Below are 16,804 nucleotides of genomic sequence, written 5' to 3'. Positions count from 1 at the left end.
GTCTCGCAATGAAACCATTAATTTAGACACCAATAATGTGATTTGGTTCTAAAAATACATAAAGAAATAAAAATTTTTGGTAAATCTTCCATTAAAAATATTATTTCAATAATTCTAAAGGGTTTCTTTCCACTACCTTTTTTGCCTCTTCCATGTTTAAACCAGCAGACATAGCCACTTTTAAACTAAAATCGTAGTCTAAAAAATCGTCTGGTCCGTGCGCGTCGCTATTTACCAGTAATTTTGCATCATATTTTTGAGCCAATTTTGCTACATGCCCATTGGATAAACTATGACCCTTTCTGGCACTTAATTCTAAGAAAACTCCATTGCTAGCAGCCAGGGCAACTTCTTCCTCGGTAATTAAACCAGGGTGAGCTAAAATATCTACATATTTTGATGTTACAGCGTAATAGTCAGTTTTCTGAAAAACCGGTTCAACTATAGTTTCTCCGTGAACCAACACAATATCCGCCCCGTTTTCTTTTGCATGTTTTGCAAGTTTATCTATTAATAATGGGGGAACATGTGTAATTTCAACCCCCTTCAAAATCTTGATCCCTTCAAAGAAACTGCTTTCATTATCAACAAATTTAGTCAAACTACTTAAAACAAAATCTATGTTGGACTCATCCACATGATCAGATATTGCAATAACTGCATAACCGTGGGTTTGTGCGCGTCTTATTTGTTCGCTGCAAATTAATTCTCCATCACTCAAAATTGTGTGTGTGTGAAAATCATAGACTTTATTCAGAAGAATCCCTCCTTATTTTTGGCTTAATAATAGTATACAAATCTTTAACTGTTTTAAATATAATAGTAACTCATTTACCTTGAAGTTTAACACATTCTATATTATAATAGAAGTGAAAAAGAAAGATCCCCCTATCCCCCTGAGATAAACCCAGACATTCTTGCCGGATCCATCGTGGATCCGGTTTTTTTTATTCTATTTTTGATGTATAATTATACCACAAAAACTTTTAGCTAAATTAAAGAGGTGAAATTATGCTTCATGAGTACAAAGGCAAATATCCTGTTGTTGAAGAAGATGTTTTTTTAGCTCCTGGTTGTCAAATTATTGGAGATGTAAAGATCGCTAAAGGATCTAGTATTTGGTACAATGCCACATTGAGGGCAGATATTGGTTCTATAACCATTGGAGAATTCTCAAATATACAAGATAACTCAGTGGTTCATATTGACACCGAATATCCAACTATAATTGGTAGTTACGTTACTATTGGGCACAACGCTATTATACACGGCTGTGAAATCTCTGATAATTGTCTCATAGGTATGGGAGCAATTATATTAAACGGTGCAAAGATAGGTGAAGGGTGTCTTATTGGGGCGGGAGCTTTGGTAACAGAAAACAAAATAATTCCTCCCAAGAGTTTGGTGTTAGGGGTTCCGGCAAAGGTCATAAGAAATCTTACTGACGAAGAGTTTGAGCAAATTAAAGAACACGCTGAAGAATACTATAATTTGGCAAAAAGTTATAGCAACAAATAGTAATGCCCTTTAAACGGGCATTACTATTTGTCATTCGATTCTTCCACTATTCTTTTAGTATCTTGAGCTATCATTAATTCCTCGTCAGTTTTTACTATTAAAATGTCAACATCAGAATCCGAAGCCGAGATAATTCCGTTTTTTCTATTCAACAAAGTATTTTTTTCTTTATCAATTTTAACTCCAAAGAAGTCTAAGTAATCACAGACGTCCATTCTTACATGTTCGTCATTTTCTCCCACACCCGCTGTGAATACCAACACATCTAATCCTTTTAGTACGGTTATATAACTTCCTATGTATTTTGCTAAACGATATACATACACATCGTATGCCAACTTTGCCTTTTTATCCCCATTTTCTATTCCTTTTCTGATGTCTCTCATGTCGTTGCTCATTTCACTTAAACCATAAACACCACTTCTTTTGTTCAACAGATCGTCCACTTCATCAACGCTGTAACCTTTTCTTGTAAGAAAAAGAACGATGCCTGGATCTATATCTCCACTTCTTGTTCCCATTATCAATCCTTCCAAAGGTGTGAACCCCATCGATGTGTCGATCACTTTTCCTCTGTCAATCGCAGCTAAAGATGCACCGTTACCTAAATGTGCCGTTATCATCTTTAATTCCTTCATATCTTTTTTTAATATCTCAGAGGCTTTTTTAGATACGTACCTGTGACTGGTCCCATGAAATCCGTACCGCCTTATCTTGTGCTTTTGGTAGAGTTCGTAAGGTAAGCCATACATATATGCCTTCTCTGGCATCGAATGGTGAAATGCTGTATCAAATACCGCTACTTGAGGTACGTTGGGTAATAATTTTTTAGCTGCTCTTATGCCCATCAAATTGGGAGGATTATGTAAAGGAGCAAGATCAGCGTTATCTTCTATAGCTTTAATAACTTCTTCATCTATCAGTACGGAAGAGAAAAACTCTTCTCCTCCATGTACCACCCTGTGCCCAACCGCATCTATCTCACTTAATTCTCTCAAACATCCATATTCAGGATCAATTATCAATTCCATAACTTTTTTCAACGCTTCTTCATGATCTTTTATCTTGGTTATGTTTTTGTACTCTTTTCCTTCACTTTCTTGTTCAATATCCGATTCTTGTTCCCCTATTCTTTCAACCAACCCTTTAACTAGACAACTTTCGTTTTCCATTTCCAATATTTGATATTTTAAGGATGAACTTCCGGAGTTGATCACTAGTATTTTCATTCGAAATCCTCCTATTCTAGAAATTCTAAAAATTAATATTAGCGCTCCTTTTAAAATCAAAATCTTTTTTTCACAATCTTAGTGACTCTTGATTGGATAAAATTAAAAAAGTACAACCATGGAAGCCATGGCTGTACTTTGAGTTAAGCTTTATTAGCAGAACCTAAAAGCTCCAATCTATCAGAAACAACTTTTTTCACATAGGTTTTTGCCGTTTCCATGTATTTTCTAGGATCAAACTCTTTGGGATTGTTCTGCAAGAATTCTCTTAATCCTGCAACAAAAGCCATTCTAAGGTCAGTATCAGTATTTACTTTATTTATACCTAATCGAACGGTTTCTTTCAATATATCTGAAGGGACACCTTTTGATCCTCCGAAATCAGCTCCATAATTTTCAGCTATTTCGACCATTTCTTGTACAACACTTGAAGCACCGTGTAGTACCAAAGGCATTTTTGTCAATTCTTTAACTTTTTTCAATCTATCAAAGTCTAATTTAGCTTCTCCTTTAAACTTAAATGCCCCGTGGGAAGTACCAATGGCTGGAGCTAGAAAATCAACTTGGGTTTCCTCTACAAAATATTTCGCCTCATCGGGATTAACTAGAACAGATTCAGCTGAAGCGACGTTGTCTTCTATTCCAGCTAACTTTCCTAATTCTGCTTCCACTGAAACACCTGCTGCATGGGCTATTCTTACAATATCTTTCGTAGTTTTTATATTTTCTTCCAATGGTTTATCCGATGCATCTATCATTACAGATGAATAACCAGCTTTTATTGCGGATATTATATATTTAAAATTCTTCCCGTGGTCTAAATGCAGAGCGATTGGTATATCTAAAGAATCTGCAAACTCTCTAACCATTTTTACAAACAGGCTTGCTCCTCTCAAAGGATCACCCATACCAGCATACTTCATTGCTCCTTCACTTGTTTCTATTATCAGGGGAGATTTTTTCTCTATCCCTCCTTCGACAATAGCTTGAAGAAACTCAAGATTGTTAATGTTAAAAGCTGCAACAGCATAGTACTCCTTATTCGCCTTTTCTAAAATATCTTTTGTGTTTACGTAAGGCATGATTTGTTTCCTCCCTTTATTGAATTTTTGTTATTGTTTTTAGAGTTTCTAAAACTTTAGTAGCAACCTTTTTAAGTTATTTCTTTATCTTTTAACTGGCTTTCTAGTACCGCCTTTTCTAATAGTTCTACTATCTGTTTTGCTTCGTTATCGACTTCTTTTTCTTTTAAAATTTGCTCAGGTGAAAGAGATTCGTTATAATAATCCTCATTGGCATTATCATCTGCTCTTATATAAGCCCCTTCAACAGAAACTCCAGCGTAGAAACCCTTTGCAATAGAATAAGAATAGATGGATGCTTGTAATTTATAATCTAAATCTGCAGAAAGCTGTCTACCCAATGGTCCAGCAGAAATACCGACTGAACCTCCTAATGTAAAGTTGTTTCCCATGAACCCTTCCATTCCTTTTTCATTCATTACAACTAAAATTAATGCTGCGGATTGTACTCCTATTTGTGCTCCCCAGCTTAATCCATATATGTTTACAAATGATGGTCCGTACCATTTTCCTGTTTCACTATCTTTTCTTAATACAATGCCTTCACCATACTGTCCACCAACCACATAACCCAATTTATAAAATGTGGGAAAAATTACTAAGCCTTCTGACATTTCTACTAATTGAACAAAAGCTCCGCTATCTGGTTTTGATAATAACTCCTCAACAGCGAAACGGGCCTCTTTAACAGTATCTTCAACTGCAGCAAATAGGCTAAATGAAAACAGTAGGATAATGAGAGTTGCTAAAATGCTTTTTTTCATTTTTTTCATCCCTCACTTTTAGGTCTTTACTTTCTTTGGAATCTCAAAAACTTGGTTAGTCTAACAAAATTTTTCGCTTTTTTAGTTCTCTTTTTATGCAGTTAAATTGATCCTCGTTTTCTACTTCAATCCTGTGTAAATGAACTCCATTGTTTATTATTGATAAAGGTTTAGAAGTCTTTAATTTTGCTATAAAGGTTTCTACTTCTTCGATGGAATCTACATCAATTCTACCACTTAATTCTCCATATACAGGATGCTCTACAGAAACGTCAATTACTCTACCACCACAGTTTACAATGGTTTTTAATTCATCTTCAATTTGTTCCGGGGTGTGTTTAACAGCAATCAGTTTAATCAATTTGTTGTTCTTATTCATTGAATAACCTTTTGGTGAAGATTGTATATCATAACCTTGGGCTTTCAGAATAGCAATATCTTTTACTATTACTTGCCTTGTTACACCAAATCTTTCAGCAAGTTGTTGCCCTGGTATTGAATATTTACTTGTAGAAAGAATGTTAAGTATTTTTTTTAGCCTTTCTTGTTTTCTCAAACCATAAACTCCCTGCTACTTTATTGAGGTTCTCTTAAATATTATATCAAATATTTTATAAGATTACCTAAACAAAGTTTTAGATGCTAAATAATAATGGCTAAGAGTCCGATAGCAAAACAATAATATGAAAAATATTTTAGTTTTCCAACTAAGACCGTTTTTTTCAATAGATACAATCCCAACAAGCCAAATAAGAAAGCAAACAATCCACCTAAAATTACCCAAGGAGTAAAAGTTACCTTATTTATTTCAAAAATACCTGCTCCAAAGGTTACAGGAAGACTCATCAAAAAGGAATATTTCAGTGCATCTTCCCTTTTTGTTTTCATTAAAAGTGCACCAAACAACGTTGCACCGCTTCTTGATATCCCTGGAAATATTGCAATAGCTTGCATGAGACCTATAACCAAAGCATCAACATAGGTTATCTCTGTTAAACTCTTTTTCCCTTTTAGTGTGTCAGAAATTAATAAAAAGACGGCTGTTACCATTAAAAAAACTCCTATCAATGTAAGAGAAGAAAAGGCTGATTCGATCGAAGATTCCAAAGTGAAACCTACAATAGCAGCTGGAATCGAAGAAATGATTAATTTAAAGATTAGAGAAAGTGATTCTTTTTCCCATTTAAAGAGTCCCTTGATCAAATTGACGACTTCTTTCCAAACAAAGAACAATACAGCAAAAAAAGTGGATAAATGAAGAAGGGCGAAATACGGTACGTTGGTGTCGATATTCATAAAGGATGAAAATATAGCCAGATGTCCTGAACTGGATACGGGAAGAAATTCTGTTAGACCTTGTACGATTCCTAAAATGATTTCTTTCACTTTTTACCTCCTAAGTTGATAGATTTTTATAGTGTTTTTATAAGCTTTAAAACCTTGTGTTAGCGCCCCTTCACCCGGACGTTAAGGGGCAAGCCCCTTAAAAACCCCAAATCAAGGTCAAAATCATTTAAAAACATGGTTTGCACACGCAGCAAACTTAAAAAGCTTTTTGCATAAAACGGCAAAAGGGCTCCGCCCTGTAACCTGCAGCTTTGTATGATTAAGCTTGCTCTTTCAACTTTTCTTTTAGGTATTCTAAAGCTAATATATATCCATAGAATCCGAATCCAGATATGACCCCATCGCATGAGGAAGAGGTAACAGATGTTTGCCTAAAACTTTCCCTTGCCATGATATTTGTTAGATGAACCTCCACTTTTGGCACATTTACAATTTCCAAGGCATCTCTTATCGCATAAGAATAATGTGTATAAGCACCTGGATTGATTATTAAAGCTTCAAAATCCAATTTTTGAATTCTATCTATGATTTGACCTTCTGAGTTTGATTGAAAAAACTCAACATCTATACTATTATTTTGTGCAAAATGGTTTATCTGGTTTTTTAAGTCTTCGTAAGTTTCAGCTCCATAGATATCTTTAGGACGTTTCCCCAACATATTCAAGTTAGGACCATTTATTATCAGAATCAAAAGATTTCACCTTCTTTTATTTTGATTTCTTCTATTATGACATTTCCCGGTGACTTTAAAATTGGCAGCTTTATTTTTTGATTTGCACCTATTTTTTTGTCATTTGATAAATAATAATATATGTCTTTTTCTCCTATTTGAATGTTTTTAACTTTTTCAGGAACAAGTGTTTCTAATGTGTCTTTAATTTCTAGATAATCTTTTTCTTTCAAATATTTTTTCTTGTAAAAAAATTCTATTTCTTTGATCAAACCCCATCCTACGGATAAGCCATGTGCGATTCCCGTAGTAGCTTCAAAGGCGTGACCTAAAGTGTGTCCAAGATTTAAACAACTTCTCAACCCCGTATCTTTGAAATCTTGTTCCACTATACGAAGTTTTTCCTCTACGGATCTTTTAATAAAGAAAGATAATTTATATAGATTCCTGTTGAGTATTTCTTGCAAATTCTCTTTAAAGTACTTATAAAAATCATTCCCTGAGATCAATGCCATTTTATAACCTTCGATTAAACCTTCTATGAATGTTTCGTCATCTAAAGATAATATGGAAAGCGGATCTATAACCACTTCTTTGGGTAAGTTTATTGTTCCCACGACATTTTTGTATTTTTTGAAATCTATTCCATTTTTTCCGCCTATTGCAGCATCGATCTGAGAAAGAAGTGTCGTAGGGTAAAATGAAAAGTTCATTCCTCTTTTGTAAGTGGAACCAACAAAACCTGTAAAATCGGTTATAGTTCCTCCGCCAATCCCAAGAAGTAAGTTATCTCTAGAGACATTGTTTTCAAGTAGATATTCGTAAGCCCTTATTACAAAAGAGATGTCTTTTGTTTTTTCCCCGTTCGGTAAGACAAGTTTTTTCTGTGGCAGGTACTCTCCGTATAGTTCATTGACCTTTTCGCTGGTAAAAACTATAGAATCTGGGGGGAGAGACTTTAGGCTTCCCGCATTTATTGATACTTTTTGAAAAGATGAATCTATTTCAGCGTTGTTTTTGATATCGTATTGGTAGAGGATTTTAGCAACCGATTCCCATTCGGTCAAATTTGTGATATCGACCGTTTTGAATTGTTCGTATAATTCTTTTCGATCTTGGTATATCTTTATAATATTTTCTTTGTTGTTTGCTAGAAGGGGCCTATTTTCTAAACTTACACGATCTTTAAGCTTTTCAGGAGCGACACTCAGGTATATGGCATTTTCTTTTTTCAATATGGTTCTATTTTTAGCGTTTAAGATTATTCCTCCCCCAGTTGATACAACTATGGATTGAGTGTTTTCTGCTAATTTTTCGAGAATGTCGTTTTCCAATTTCCTGAAGTATTCTTCACCGTATCTTTCAAAGATGTCTTTTATTTTAAGATTTTCGTTTTTTTCGATTTCTTCATCTATGTCGATATGGGGTATGGAAAGCACTTTTGCAATCTTTTTTGCAAGGGTCGTTTTTCCAGATCCCATCATTCCTACTAAGAAAATTTTCATCGAATATCACCATATTTCTTGAAGTATCTGTCTTTTATGAGTTCAATATTATCGTTTCCAAATCCGTCTATAATTTCTTCCATTAATATAATAGCAAGGGTACATTCTGTTATTACCGTCGCAGCAGGAATAACAACAGAATCAGATCTTATGTAAGGTGCTTCTTTTGGTTCTTTGGTTTTAAGATCAACAGAAGGAAGAGGATTTGCAAGTGTAGAAATAGGTTTGAAGTATGTAGTGACCATTATATTTTCTCCATTGGTTATCCCTGCTTCTATGCCACCTGCGTAATTCTTGGTTCTGCGTATATCACTATTTTCCACTTTGAAAGGATCTTGGAATTCAGATCCAGGGATACTCACATCTTCTTTGCCTATAAAAACCCCTTTCACAGAAGGAATCGACATAAAGTATTTTCCTATTTTTGAATCAACTCTGTTCAAAACATCGGCGTAACTTCCCAATCCAGGTTTCACATTTGTGGCGAATGTTGTTACACTGCCTCCCAAGGTGGTTGCTTTTTTTAGAGCATTTTCTTTGATTTCTTCCATCATTCTTACAGAAATATCTTCAAAAGGGCATTGAACTTCTGATTCATTTCTTTTTTGGATATAGTAAGTGAAATTTTTTTGGATTTCTTCAAACCTTTCTTCTTCGACACTGACTTTTCCAATCGATTTTACAAAACTCGTCGTTGTTATACCAAAATTTTCAAGAAATTGTTTGGCAACGCTCCCTATCGCAGTAAGTACACTTGTCCAGCGTGCGCTGTTCCTTTCCGTGTATATATTCAAATCATCTAATCTGAATTTATACCAACAAGAATAATCCCCATGCCCAGGTCTTGGAATATGTCTTTCTTCTTTGATAGGATTTTTAGCTTTGTTGTTTATAATTAAAACCAGCGGAGTCCCGGTAGTTATTCCTTCCCATAACCCGGAAACGATTATTACTTCATCTTTTTCTAATTTCATCCTGTTCCCACGGCCGTACCCTAGCTGTCTTCTTCTTAGATTTATGTTTATTTTTTCTATATCTATTTTTAACCCTGCTGGGATTTCTTCTATTAATCCAATCATCTGTGAACCATGTGAATCTCCGGCTATCTTTACTTGCATTTTATTCACCTCTAGCAAAAGTTTTAAAGGTTTCATTGAATATTTCTGGGGTATAAATATTCCATATCTTCAAATTTTCTACCGCCTGATGGTACCAAAAAGTGCGTCCATCTATACATTTGATATTGTTTTCTTTCGCAATCTTTTGGAGAGGGGTATTGTTGTAAACAATATCGTAAATTAAAGATAGGTTGGAAAGGTCTCTAGCTTCTAAATCAAATGATTCTCCAAACATTCCAATAGAAGTGGAGTTTATGAAGGTTTTAAAACTACGGATTATGCTTTGTAGGTGATCAAAAGATTCTATTTTTATATCTATTTTTGACAAGAAAATCTTTCTTAATTTTTCCGCTTTTTCAACCGTTCGATTTACAAGAAACAACTTTTTTATGCCCATTTTGTATAAAGCGTAGATGATAGATTTACTCGCACCACCCGCTCCAACTAAGACGATCGGTTCTTTCAGTATTGATGAATTTAACGAGTTATAAAAGCCTTTCCAATCTGTGTTGTAACCTTTATTATTGAAAATGCAGTTAACCGCATTTATTTCTTTAGCTTCTTCAACAGGTTCGACGTATTTAATCACTTTTTCTTTGAATGGAACAGTAACGTTGAGTCCATCGTAAGAATCAATATATTTGTTAATTTCATCGTCAAAATTATCAGGTACTATGACTATATCTTCATATACAGCATCGATATGAGCTTTTTTAAAGTATTCATTAAAAACCTGTTTTGATAAGCTTTCTTTGTGGGGGTATTCTAATAATCCAAATTTTTTCATCATATACACCTTATCTTCTCAAAAATCTCTGTAAATTCCGGGAAAGATATATTCACACATTCAAAATTATCAATTTCTATAGGATTATCTGCTATCAATCCGGCTATAGCAAGCGACATGGCTATTCTATGGTCGTTGTAACTTTCACAAGTACAGTTCCCTCGTATTTTTTGGTCTCCGATTATATCAAAACCATCTTCTTTTTCTAAAACATCTATGCCCAATTTTTTTAATTCGCTGGTGATAGCCCTTATTCTATCTGTTTCTTTGTAACGTAATTCTTTTGCATCTTTTATAGTTGTTTTTCCTTTGGCTTGGGTAGCAGCTATCGCCAATATAGGGATTTCATCGATAATCAAAGGAATCATCTCACCTTTTATTTCAACACCCTCTAACGAACTACTTTTTACGAGTAAGTCTCCAACCGGCTCATTGGTTAATGTTTTTTCGTTGATGATCTTTATATCCGCTCCCATCATTTTCAATACGGATAATATACCTGTTCTGGTAGGGTTGATTCCCACATTTTTTATTAATAATGTCGAGTTTTTTGTTATAAGAGCAGCAACTATGAAAAAAGATGCAGACGATATATCACCCGGCACAAAGAACTCCCGACCTTTTAGATTGTTAGTAAGACCTTGGATAGCAACGGTTGTATCTTTTTGAGTGATATTGGCACCAAAATATTTTAACATTCTTTCCGTATGATCACGAGATTTAGCAGGTTCTATTACTTGAGTTTCTCCTTTTGCATACAAAGCTGCCAACAAAATAGCAGATTTAACTTGGGCACTTGCAACTGGGGTTTTATAAACAATGGGGGATATATCTTTCGTCCCCAATATTGTGATAGGAGCAAATTCGCCATTTTTCCTCGCAAAAAAACGTCCACCCATTTTGCTTAGTGGATCTATGACTCTTTTCATAGGCCTTTCCCTCAAAGAGTCGTCCCCTGTAATTACACTGTAAAAATTTTGAGCCGATAACACACCCATCATTAAGCGCGTTGTTGTACCAGAGTTTTTTGCGTTTAGAACGTTGGATGGTTCAATGAAATTATCTTTTCCCTTACCCTCTACAATTACCTCATCTTCGCTAATTTGTTTGATATTGGCGCCTATTGAATTTAATATATTTAACGTACTTAAGGTGTCTTCAGAACTTAAAAAGTTGTGTATTTTTGTTTCACCTTCAGCGAGGGAACCAATGATTAGTGCCCTGTGTGATATTGATTTATCACCTGGTAGGGTGATCTCTGTATTTATATTTTCTGTTGGAGTTACTTCAATTTTCATCTTTGCCTCCTCTTATTTCATTTTTTGCCTTTAAAAATTTTGAAAACTTTATAAATAGCGCCCTTTCACCCCGCTTCCCGCCCTTCTAAGGAAGGGACCTGCGGTCCCAAAACCAGCAGCCCACCCTTTGCCTTTACAACTCAAATTTACTGATTTTGATCAAATCATCTTTTATTTCTTTGTATTTATCTTCGATTAAATTCTTCTTGAAGGCAGTTAACTCTTTTTCAAAATTCTCTATGGCACGCAGTATATTCTCTTTGTTTTGTTTGAATATATCGATCCACATTTGGGGATCGCTTTTTGATAACCTTGTTGTGTCTTTAAAACCAGTTCCGACTAATTTTAGATAATTTTCATTATCTTCTTTTAAATTCATCAGAGTTTTTACTAGATAATAAGAAATTATCTGAGGCAGATGACTTGTTGCTGAGAGAATTTCATCGTGAGTTTCGGCATCTATCATTATTGGAATGGCTCCGATTTTTGTGATCAACCTTTCAAACTTATTAAAATATACTTGATCACAATTTGCGCTTTTTATCAATATATATTTTTTCCCTTTGAATAAATCCGCCTTGGCGTTTAATGGACCAGACTTTTCGGATCCTGCCAATGGATGACCGCCTATGAAATTGACCCTTTTGTTTTTGAAAGTATCAAAGAGTTGCGTAATTTTATATTTCGTACTACCCACATCGGTTACAACTGTATTTTCTTTTACTAGACTAATTGTATCATGTAAAATACTTTTTGTACTTTCTACAGGCGTTGCAAAAATTATTAAATCTGCTTTTGAAATATCTGATATTTTCGCAGGTTCATCGATAGCTCCTAACTTTAAAGCTTCTTTTAAAGAATTATCCTCGATATCGTATCCAATGATATTTCTTACTTCTTTTGTTTCTTTAAAGGCTAGAGCTAATGAAGTTCCAATCAATCCGGTGCCAAGAATTATCGCGGTGTCAAATAACATTAATCGTTCCTCCAATGACAGTATAGTATGTGTCTTAGGCCAAGATTTTACTGTCTATTTCTAATAGGGCTTTTATTTGATCCATTAATTCACTGAATTGCTCAAAATTTAGAGATTGTTTACCATCAGAGAGAGCGTTTTTAGGATCCGGATGTACTTCTATTATTAATCCATCTGCACCAGCGGCTACAGCAGCTTTTGATAGAGGAGCGACGTACCTCCAATCTCCACTAGCGTGGCTGGGATCAATAATAATAGGTAAATGACTGTATCTTTTGATTACAGGTATTGCACTGATGTCTAAAGTATTTCTGGTTTCATCAGTAAATGTTCTAATTCCTCTTTCACACAGTATAACTTGGTTGTTTCCTTCAGAAATGATATATTCTGCCGACATTAAAAATTCTTTATATGTAGCTGATAAACCCCTTTTGAGTAAAACTGGCTTGTTAAGCTTACCTACTTCTTTTAAAAGTGCAAAATTTTGCATGTTTCTTGTTCCTATTTGTAAAACATCGGCATATTTTGAAACCAACTCGACCTCTCTGGTGTCCATAACTTCTGTAACTATCTTTAGACCAGTTTCATCACTTACTTCTTTTAGAATCTTCAGGCCTTCTTCTTTTAAGCCTTGAAAAGAATATGGAGAGGTTCTTGGTTTATAAGCTCCCCCTCTTAGGAATTTAACCCCTTTCTCTTTTAAGAATAGAGCGGTTTCTAAAACCTGTTTTTTACTTTCTACTGCACAAGGTCCAGCAATCGTTAAAAAATTTTCTCCTCCTATTTTTATCCCTCCTATGTCGTATATTGAGTCTTTAGATTTGAATGTTCTACTTGCTAATTTGAAAGGTTGAGTTATCTCTACAACCCTTTCAACTCCTGGGAAAGTTTCGATATTGTTTAAAATGTATTCCCTGTCACCTTCCCCTACTACCCCAACAATCGTGTGATTTTCTCCTTTATCAGGATGAGCTTTAAAGCCTACTTCTTCCACCTTTTGAATAACATTTCTAACTTCTTCTTCTGTTGCATTTTCCTCCATTACGATCACCACCCGAATTCACCTCCAAATTTTAAAAATATTGTCTTTAGAGATTCTAAAGTTTGTTTCAGCGCCCCTTCGCCCCCTTAATTTATTTTCAAAGTATTTATAAAAAAAATAGGTGTCTACTAAAAGAGTAGACACCCATTTTGGAATCTTTGTGGACTAAGTTTTTATACGACAAAACAAAGCCACCAAAATGGGTGTCTTACTAAAATACCAATAATATTTATTTTGATTTTCGATTAAGACCTTTGTAATCATTTTTGCTCTCTCCTCAACTTTCCTTTAAAATTATTTTATCAGGAAAAAATATTTTTGTCAACTAAAAAAGTGTTTTTTTCTCTATAATTCAAAATTTATAGGCATAAAAGTATACACTTCTGTAAAATAGACTAAATGAAAAGGTGCTAAAATTCTTTATGAAATGTAGATTTTAAAATGCTTGTTTACAAAGTAAATGGAGGTGAATAATCATGTTTTATACTACTATGTTATTGTTAATCCCACCATTGATATTAGCTATCTGGGCTCAAGCAAGAGTTAGTAGCACTTTCAACAAATATTCTCGAGTAAAGGCATCAATTGGAGAGCCAGGCTATATGTTTGCCAGAAGATTACTTGATTCTGTTGGGTTGTATGATGTTAAAGTCGAAAGAGTAAGAGGTACTTTGAGTGATCATTATGACCCTACCAAAAAAGTATTGAGACTTTCTGACTCCACTTATAACAGTTCATCTATAGCTGCTTTGGGTGTGGTAGCTCACGAAGCAGGTCATGCTATACAACATGCTAAGGGTTATAAACCTTTAATTCTTAGGAATCTGGCTGTGCCGTTGGCAGGTTTTGGTTCTAATATGGCGTGGATTATATTCTTTATTGGACTTATTTTTTCTACACCTTTTTTACTTAATGCTGGAATTTTCTTGTTTCTTTTCGTGGTTTTATTTTCAGTTATAACCTTGCCGGTTGAGTTTAATGCCAGTAGTAGGGCTTTGAAACTTTTACCCGTTATGGGAATGTCCAAAGAGGAAGTAGCAGGTGCAAAAAAGGTGTTATCAGCCGCAGCGTTAACCTATGTGGCAGCTGCGTTGATGGCGATTGCTCAACTTTTAAGAATGCTAGCGTTAGCTGGTTCAAGAAATTAAGGTATATCCTCTATGATTTGCAAAAGATGGATACTGTATGGAAGAGTTCAAGGTGTTGGTTTAAGACATTTTTTAAGAGTGCATGGAGTAAGGCTTCAACTTGAGGGGTATGTTAGAAACTTACCTGACGGTTCGGTTGAGGTGGTTGCCCAAGGTGAAGAAGAAAAAGTTTTGAAACTAAAAAAAATTATCCTACAAGGAAATGGGTTCAGTAGATTAGAAGATATTCAAGAAGAAGATTTCCCCATAGGGAATTATGAAAGTTTTCATATAGAATATTGAATCAAAATAGAGGCGAATAGCCTCTATTTTTTACCATACTTTCAAAGTTTTTGTAAAGCTTTTTATTTCTTTAAGCAATTTAGCTTTGTCATCGCTGTTTTCATCGATTATTTTTATTAGGGCACTACCTACAATTATTCCATCGAAATATTCAATAATATTTTTAGCCTTTGTTGGGCTATCTATTCCAAAACCGATGGCTAAAGGAATGTCAATATACTTTCTCACTCTTTGTGAGTACTCTTTCAAATGCTCCATAGGTGCTTGGCTATCGCCTGTTACCCCCATAATTGATACACAGTACAAAAATCCAGAACATACCTTAGATATTTCTTTTAGTCGCTCTTCAGAGGTATTTGGAGCAACCAGTAAAATAGGATCGATACCGTTTTCTTTTATTTTTGCGTAAAATTCTTCTTCTTCGTCAAAAGGCAAATCTGGAATTATTACCCCAGAGATACTCGTATTTACAGCGTCTGTTATAAAATTGTCGATACCATAATTGAGAATTGAGTTGTAATAACCCATTAAAACGAGTGGGCAAGTAACATCTTCTTTGATTTCATTCAGGGCTTCAAAAATTTTTTTAAGGGTAATCCCATTTTTTAAAGCTTTTTGGCTTGCTTTTTGAATTATTGGCCCATCGGCTAAAGGATCAGAAAAAGGTATTCCTACCTCTATAATATCAACACCATCTTTGTTCAATTCTAATATAATTTCTTTTGTAGCCTCTAAACTTGGATCTCCGGCTGTTACATAGGTGATTAAAGCCTTTTTATTTTTGAATGCTTCACTTATTTTGCTCATTCTATTACCTCCCTACCAAGCTTTCTATAAGAATCCACATCTTTGTCTCCCCTTCCAGAAAGATTTATCAGCATGATCTTATCTTTATCGAGTGAGGGTGCAATTTTCATAGCGTAAGCGATTGCATGCGAACTTTCAAATGCTGGGATGATTCCCTCCAATTTCGTTAAAAGTTCGAAACCTTGCAACGCTTCTTCATCTGTTATGGATACATACTGAGCTCTTTTTTCATCGTGTAGATAACTATGTTCAGGTCCTACACCCGGATAATCTAAACCTGCAGAAATAGAATATGCAAGTTGAATTTGACCGTCTTCATCTTGTAAAACGTAAGATTTACTCCCGTGAAGTACACCTATTTTCCCCGCAGTCAAGGAAGCTGCATGTTGCCCAGTTTCTAATCCTTTCCCTGCGGCTTCCACTCCTATCAATTCAACATCTTTATCTTCTATAAAAGGGTAAAATATACCCATAGCGTTACTGCCTCCGCCAACACATGCAACTATATAATCAGGCAGCCTTCCTTCTTTTTCTAAAATCTGATTTTTAGATTCATCACCAATAACCCTTTGAAAATCTCTAACTATTTTAGGATATGGATGTGGCCCTACAACAGAGCCTATAACGTAGTGCGTGTTTTCAACGTTTGTAACCCAGTCTCTAATAGCTTCATTTATGGCTTCCTTTAAAGTTTGACTACCACTGTATACAGGCACTACTTTTGCTCCCAACATCTTCATTTTATATACGTTGAGGGCTTGCCTTTCAATATCTTCTGCCCCCATGTAAACTACACATTCCAAACCAAATCTAGCAGCAGCGGTCGCTGTTGCTACACCATGCTGGCCTGCACCGGTCTCTGCTATTATTCTTTTTTTATTCATTTTTTTTGCAAGTAATACTTGCCCCAACGCGTTATTTATTTTGTGTGCTCCTGTATGATTTAAATCTTCTCTTTTTAGATATATCTTTGGACCATTAAGGTATTCTGTAAATCTTTCAGCAAAATATAAAGGGGTAGGCCTTCCACAGTAATCTTTCAACAAACCTTGGTATTCGTCTATAAAATCAGGATCTTTTGAATATTTTTCGTGAGCTTCCTCCAATTCTTCAAGTGCCGGAATTAACGTTTCTGGAACGTATTTACCTCCATACTGACCAAAATAAGCCTTTTTCATAAAATTTCATCCTCCTTCTTGTTTTTTGCAATTTAAAAGTTTGTTATAGCACC

Annotated in this window: 18 protein-coding genes; 3 read left to right on the top strand and 15 right to left on the bottom strand. The window is 34.8% G+C overall.

Going from position 1 to position 16,804, the window contains the following annotated elements; translation table 11 throughout:
* Positions 1-100 precede the first annotated feature (100 nt).
* A complete protein-coding gene (locus tag X927_RS00385; protein WP_103076149.1) occupies positions 101-757 on the bottom strand; it encodes a histidinol phosphate phosphatase domain-containing protein in 657 nt (218 codons plus the stop codon).
* 254 nt (positions 758-1,011) lie between these two features.
* On the opposite strand from X927_RS00385, the gene X927_RS00380 reads away from it, so the two are divergent.
* Positions 1,012-1,518 carry a gamma carbonic anhydrase family protein gene (locus tag X927_RS00380; RefSeq protein ID WP_103076148.1) on the top strand — a complete coding sequence of 169 codons (507 nt, stop codon included), beginning with the start codon at positions 1,012-1,014 and terminating at the stop codon, positions 1,516-1,518.
* Between the two features lie 23 nt (positions 1,519-1,541).
* Here the strand turns inward: X927_RS00380 and X927_RS00375 are convergent, their stop codons facing one another.
* The 12 genes from X927_RS00375 to aroF form a co-directional block, all read right to left on the bottom strand.
* Positions 1,542-2,747, bottom strand: a complete 1,206-nt coding sequence (locus tag X927_RS00375) for an acetate kinase (protein ID WP_103076147.1) — start codon at positions 2,745-2,747, stop codon at positions 1,542-1,544.
* Positions 2,748-2,890: 143 nt separating this feature from the next.
* On the bottom strand, positions 2,891-3,829 hold the full coding sequence (gene fba / locus X927_RS00370) for a class II fructose-1,6-bisphosphate aldolase (protein ID WP_103076146.1): 939 nt from the start codon (positions 3,827-3,829) through the stop codon (positions 2,891-2,893).
* A 71-nt stretch (positions 3,830-3,900) separates the two neighbouring features.
* The gene (locus tag X927_RS00365) at positions 3,901-4,593 is read right to left on the bottom strand and encodes a lipid-binding SYLF domain-containing protein (protein WP_103076145.1); all 693 of its coding nucleotides are present in this window, start codon (positions 4,591-4,593) and stop codon (positions 3,901-3,903) included.
* A 55-nt stretch (positions 4,594-4,648) separates the two neighbouring features.
* Positions 4,649-5,149, bottom strand: a complete 501-nt coding sequence (locus X927_RS00360) for a transcription repressor NadR (protein WP_103076144.1) — start codon at positions 5,147-5,149, stop codon at positions 4,649-4,651.
* Positions 5,150-5,235: 86 nt separating this feature from the next.
* Complete coding sequence (locus X927_RS00355; protein ID WP_103076143.1) at positions 5,236-5,979, bottom strand: undecaprenyl-diphosphate phosphatase; 744 nt, start codon at positions 5,977-5,979, stop codon at positions 5,236-5,238.
* A gap of 220 nt (positions 5,980-6,199) precedes the next feature.
* Positions 6,200-6,631 (bottom strand): type II 3-dehydroquinate dehydratase, encoded by a 432-nt coding sequence (aroQ, locus tag X927_RS00350; RefSeq protein ID WP_103076142.1) that lies wholly within the window; start codon positions 6,629-6,631, stop codon positions 6,200-6,202.
* A complete protein-coding gene (gene aroB, locus X927_RS00345) occupies positions 6,628-8,115 on the bottom strand; it encodes a bifunctional shikimate kinase AroK/3-dehydroquinate synthase AroB (RefSeq protein WP_103076141.1) in 1,488 nt (495 codons plus the stop codon). Before aroB ends, aroQ begins: the two co-directional genes overlap by 4 nt.
* Positions 8,112-9,233 carry a chorismate synthase gene (gene aroC, locus X927_RS00340; RefSeq protein WP_103076140.1) on the bottom strand — a complete coding sequence of 374 codons (1,122 nt, stop codon included), beginning with the start codon at positions 9,231-9,233 and terminating at the stop codon, positions 8,112-8,114. The genes aroB and aroC overlap by 4 nt, the downstream gene beginning before the upstream one ends.
* 1 nt (position 9,234) lies before the next feature.
* Complete coding sequence (locus X927_RS00335; protein ID WP_245855426.1) at positions 9,235-10,023, bottom strand: shikimate dehydrogenase family protein; 789 nt, start codon at positions 10,021-10,023, stop codon at positions 9,235-9,237.
* Positions 10,020-11,318: a 3-phosphoshikimate 1-carboxyvinyltransferase gene (gene aroA, locus X927_RS00330; protein WP_103076138.1), complete on the bottom strand. Its 1,299-nt coding sequence runs from the start codon at positions 11,316-11,318 to the stop codon at positions 10,020-10,022. Before aroA ends, X927_RS00335 begins: the two co-directional genes overlap by 4 nt.
* Positions 11,319-11,451: 133 nt before the next feature.
* A complete protein-coding gene (locus tag X927_RS00325; protein WP_103076137.1) occupies positions 11,452-12,294 on the bottom strand; it encodes a prephenate dehydrogenase in 843 nt (280 codons plus the stop codon).
* 34 nt (positions 12,295-12,328) lie between these two features.
* Entirely contained in the window at positions 12,329-13,348 is a 1,020-nt protein-coding gene (aroF, locus tag X927_RS00320; protein WP_103076136.1) for a 3-deoxy-7-phosphoheptulonate synthase, read from the bottom strand.
* Between the two features lie 464 nt (positions 13,349-13,812).
* Between aroF and X927_RS00315 the strand changes: the two genes are divergently transcribed.
* Both X927_RS00315 and X927_RS00310 read left to right on the top strand, forming a co-directional pair.
* Positions 13,813-14,484, top strand: coding sequence for a zinc metallopeptidase (locus X927_RS00315; RefSeq protein ID WP_103076135.1), 672 nt, complete (start codon positions 13,813-13,815; stop codon positions 14,482-14,484).
* A 12-nt stretch (positions 14,485-14,496) separates the two neighbouring features.
* Positions 14,497-14,766 (top strand): acylphosphatase, encoded by a 270-nt coding sequence (locus tag X927_RS00310; protein ID WP_103076134.1) that lies wholly within the window; start codon positions 14,497-14,499, stop codon positions 14,764-14,766.
* Positions 14,767-14,796: 30 nt separating this feature from the next.
* Here X927_RS00310 and trpA read toward each other — a convergent pair whose 3' ends face one another.
* Positions 14,797-15,573 carry a tryptophan synthase subunit alpha gene (trpA, locus tag X927_RS00305; protein ID WP_103076133.1) on the bottom strand — a complete coding sequence of 259 codons (777 nt, stop codon included), beginning with the start codon at positions 15,571-15,573 and terminating at the stop codon, positions 14,797-14,799.
* Positions 15,570-16,751: a tryptophan synthase subunit beta gene (trpB, locus tag X927_RS00300; RefSeq protein ID WP_103076132.1), complete on the bottom strand. Its 1,182-nt coding sequence runs from the start codon at positions 16,749-16,751 to the stop codon at positions 15,570-15,572. The genes trpA and trpB overlap by 4 nt, the downstream gene beginning before the upstream one ends.
* Positions 16,752-16,804 lie beyond the last annotated feature (53 nt).

It is taken from the genome of Petrotoga mexicana DSM 14811 (assembly GCF_002895565.1).
Taxonomy (GTDB): domain Bacteria; phylum Thermotogota; class Thermotogae; order Petrotogales; family Petrotogaceae; genus Petrotoga; species Petrotoga mexicana.
This window is presented reverse-complemented; position numbering and strand designations above follow the sequence as displayed.

Coding starts and splice junctions, on each gene's coding strand:
- trpA (WP_103076133.1), bottom strand. CDS start 15,573: ATGAGCAAAATAAGTGAAGCATTCAAAAATAAAAAGGCTTTAATCACC.
- aroB (WP_103076141.1), bottom strand. CDS start 8,115: ATGAAAATTTTCTTAGTAGGAATGATGGGATCTGGAAAAACGACCCTT.
- aroC (WP_103076140.1), bottom strand. CDS start 9,233: ATGCAAGTAAAGATAGCCGGAGATTCACATGGTTCACAGATGATTGGA.
- X927_RS00325 (WP_103076137.1), bottom strand. CDS start 12,294: ATGTTATTTGACACCGCGATAATTCTTGGCACCGGATTGATTGGAACT.
- X927_RS00315 (WP_103076135.1), top strand. CDS start 13,813: ATGTTTTATACTACTATGTTATTGTTAATCCCACCATTGATATTAGCT.
- X927_RS00310 (WP_103076134.1), top strand. CDS start 14,497: ATGATTTGCAAAAGATGGATACTGTATGGAAGAGTTCAAGGTGTTGGT.
- aroA (WP_103076138.1), bottom strand. CDS start 11,318: ATGAAAATTGAAGTAACTCCAACAGAAAATATAAATACAGAGATCACC.
- X927_RS00335 (WP_245855426.1), bottom strand. CDS start 10,023: ATGATGAAAAAATTTGGATTATTAGAATACCCCCACAAAGAAAGCTTA.
- fba (WP_103076146.1), bottom strand. CDS start 3,829: ATGCCTTACGTAAACACAAAAGATATTTTAGAAAAGGCGAATAAGGAG.
- X927_RS00375 (WP_103076147.1), bottom strand. CDS start 2,747: ATGAAAATACTAGTGATCAACTCCGGAAGTTCATCCTTAAAATATCAA.
- X927_RS00365 (WP_103076145.1), bottom strand. CDS start 4,593: ATGAAAAAAAGCATTTTAGCAACTCTCATTATCCTACTGTTTTCATTT.
- trpB (WP_103076132.1), bottom strand. CDS start 16,751: ATGAAAAAGGCTTATTTTGGTCAGTATGGAGGTAAATACGTTCCAGAA.
- X927_RS00380 (WP_103076148.1), top strand. CDS start 1,012: ATGCTTCATGAGTACAAAGGCAAATATCCTGTTGTTGAAGAAGATGTT.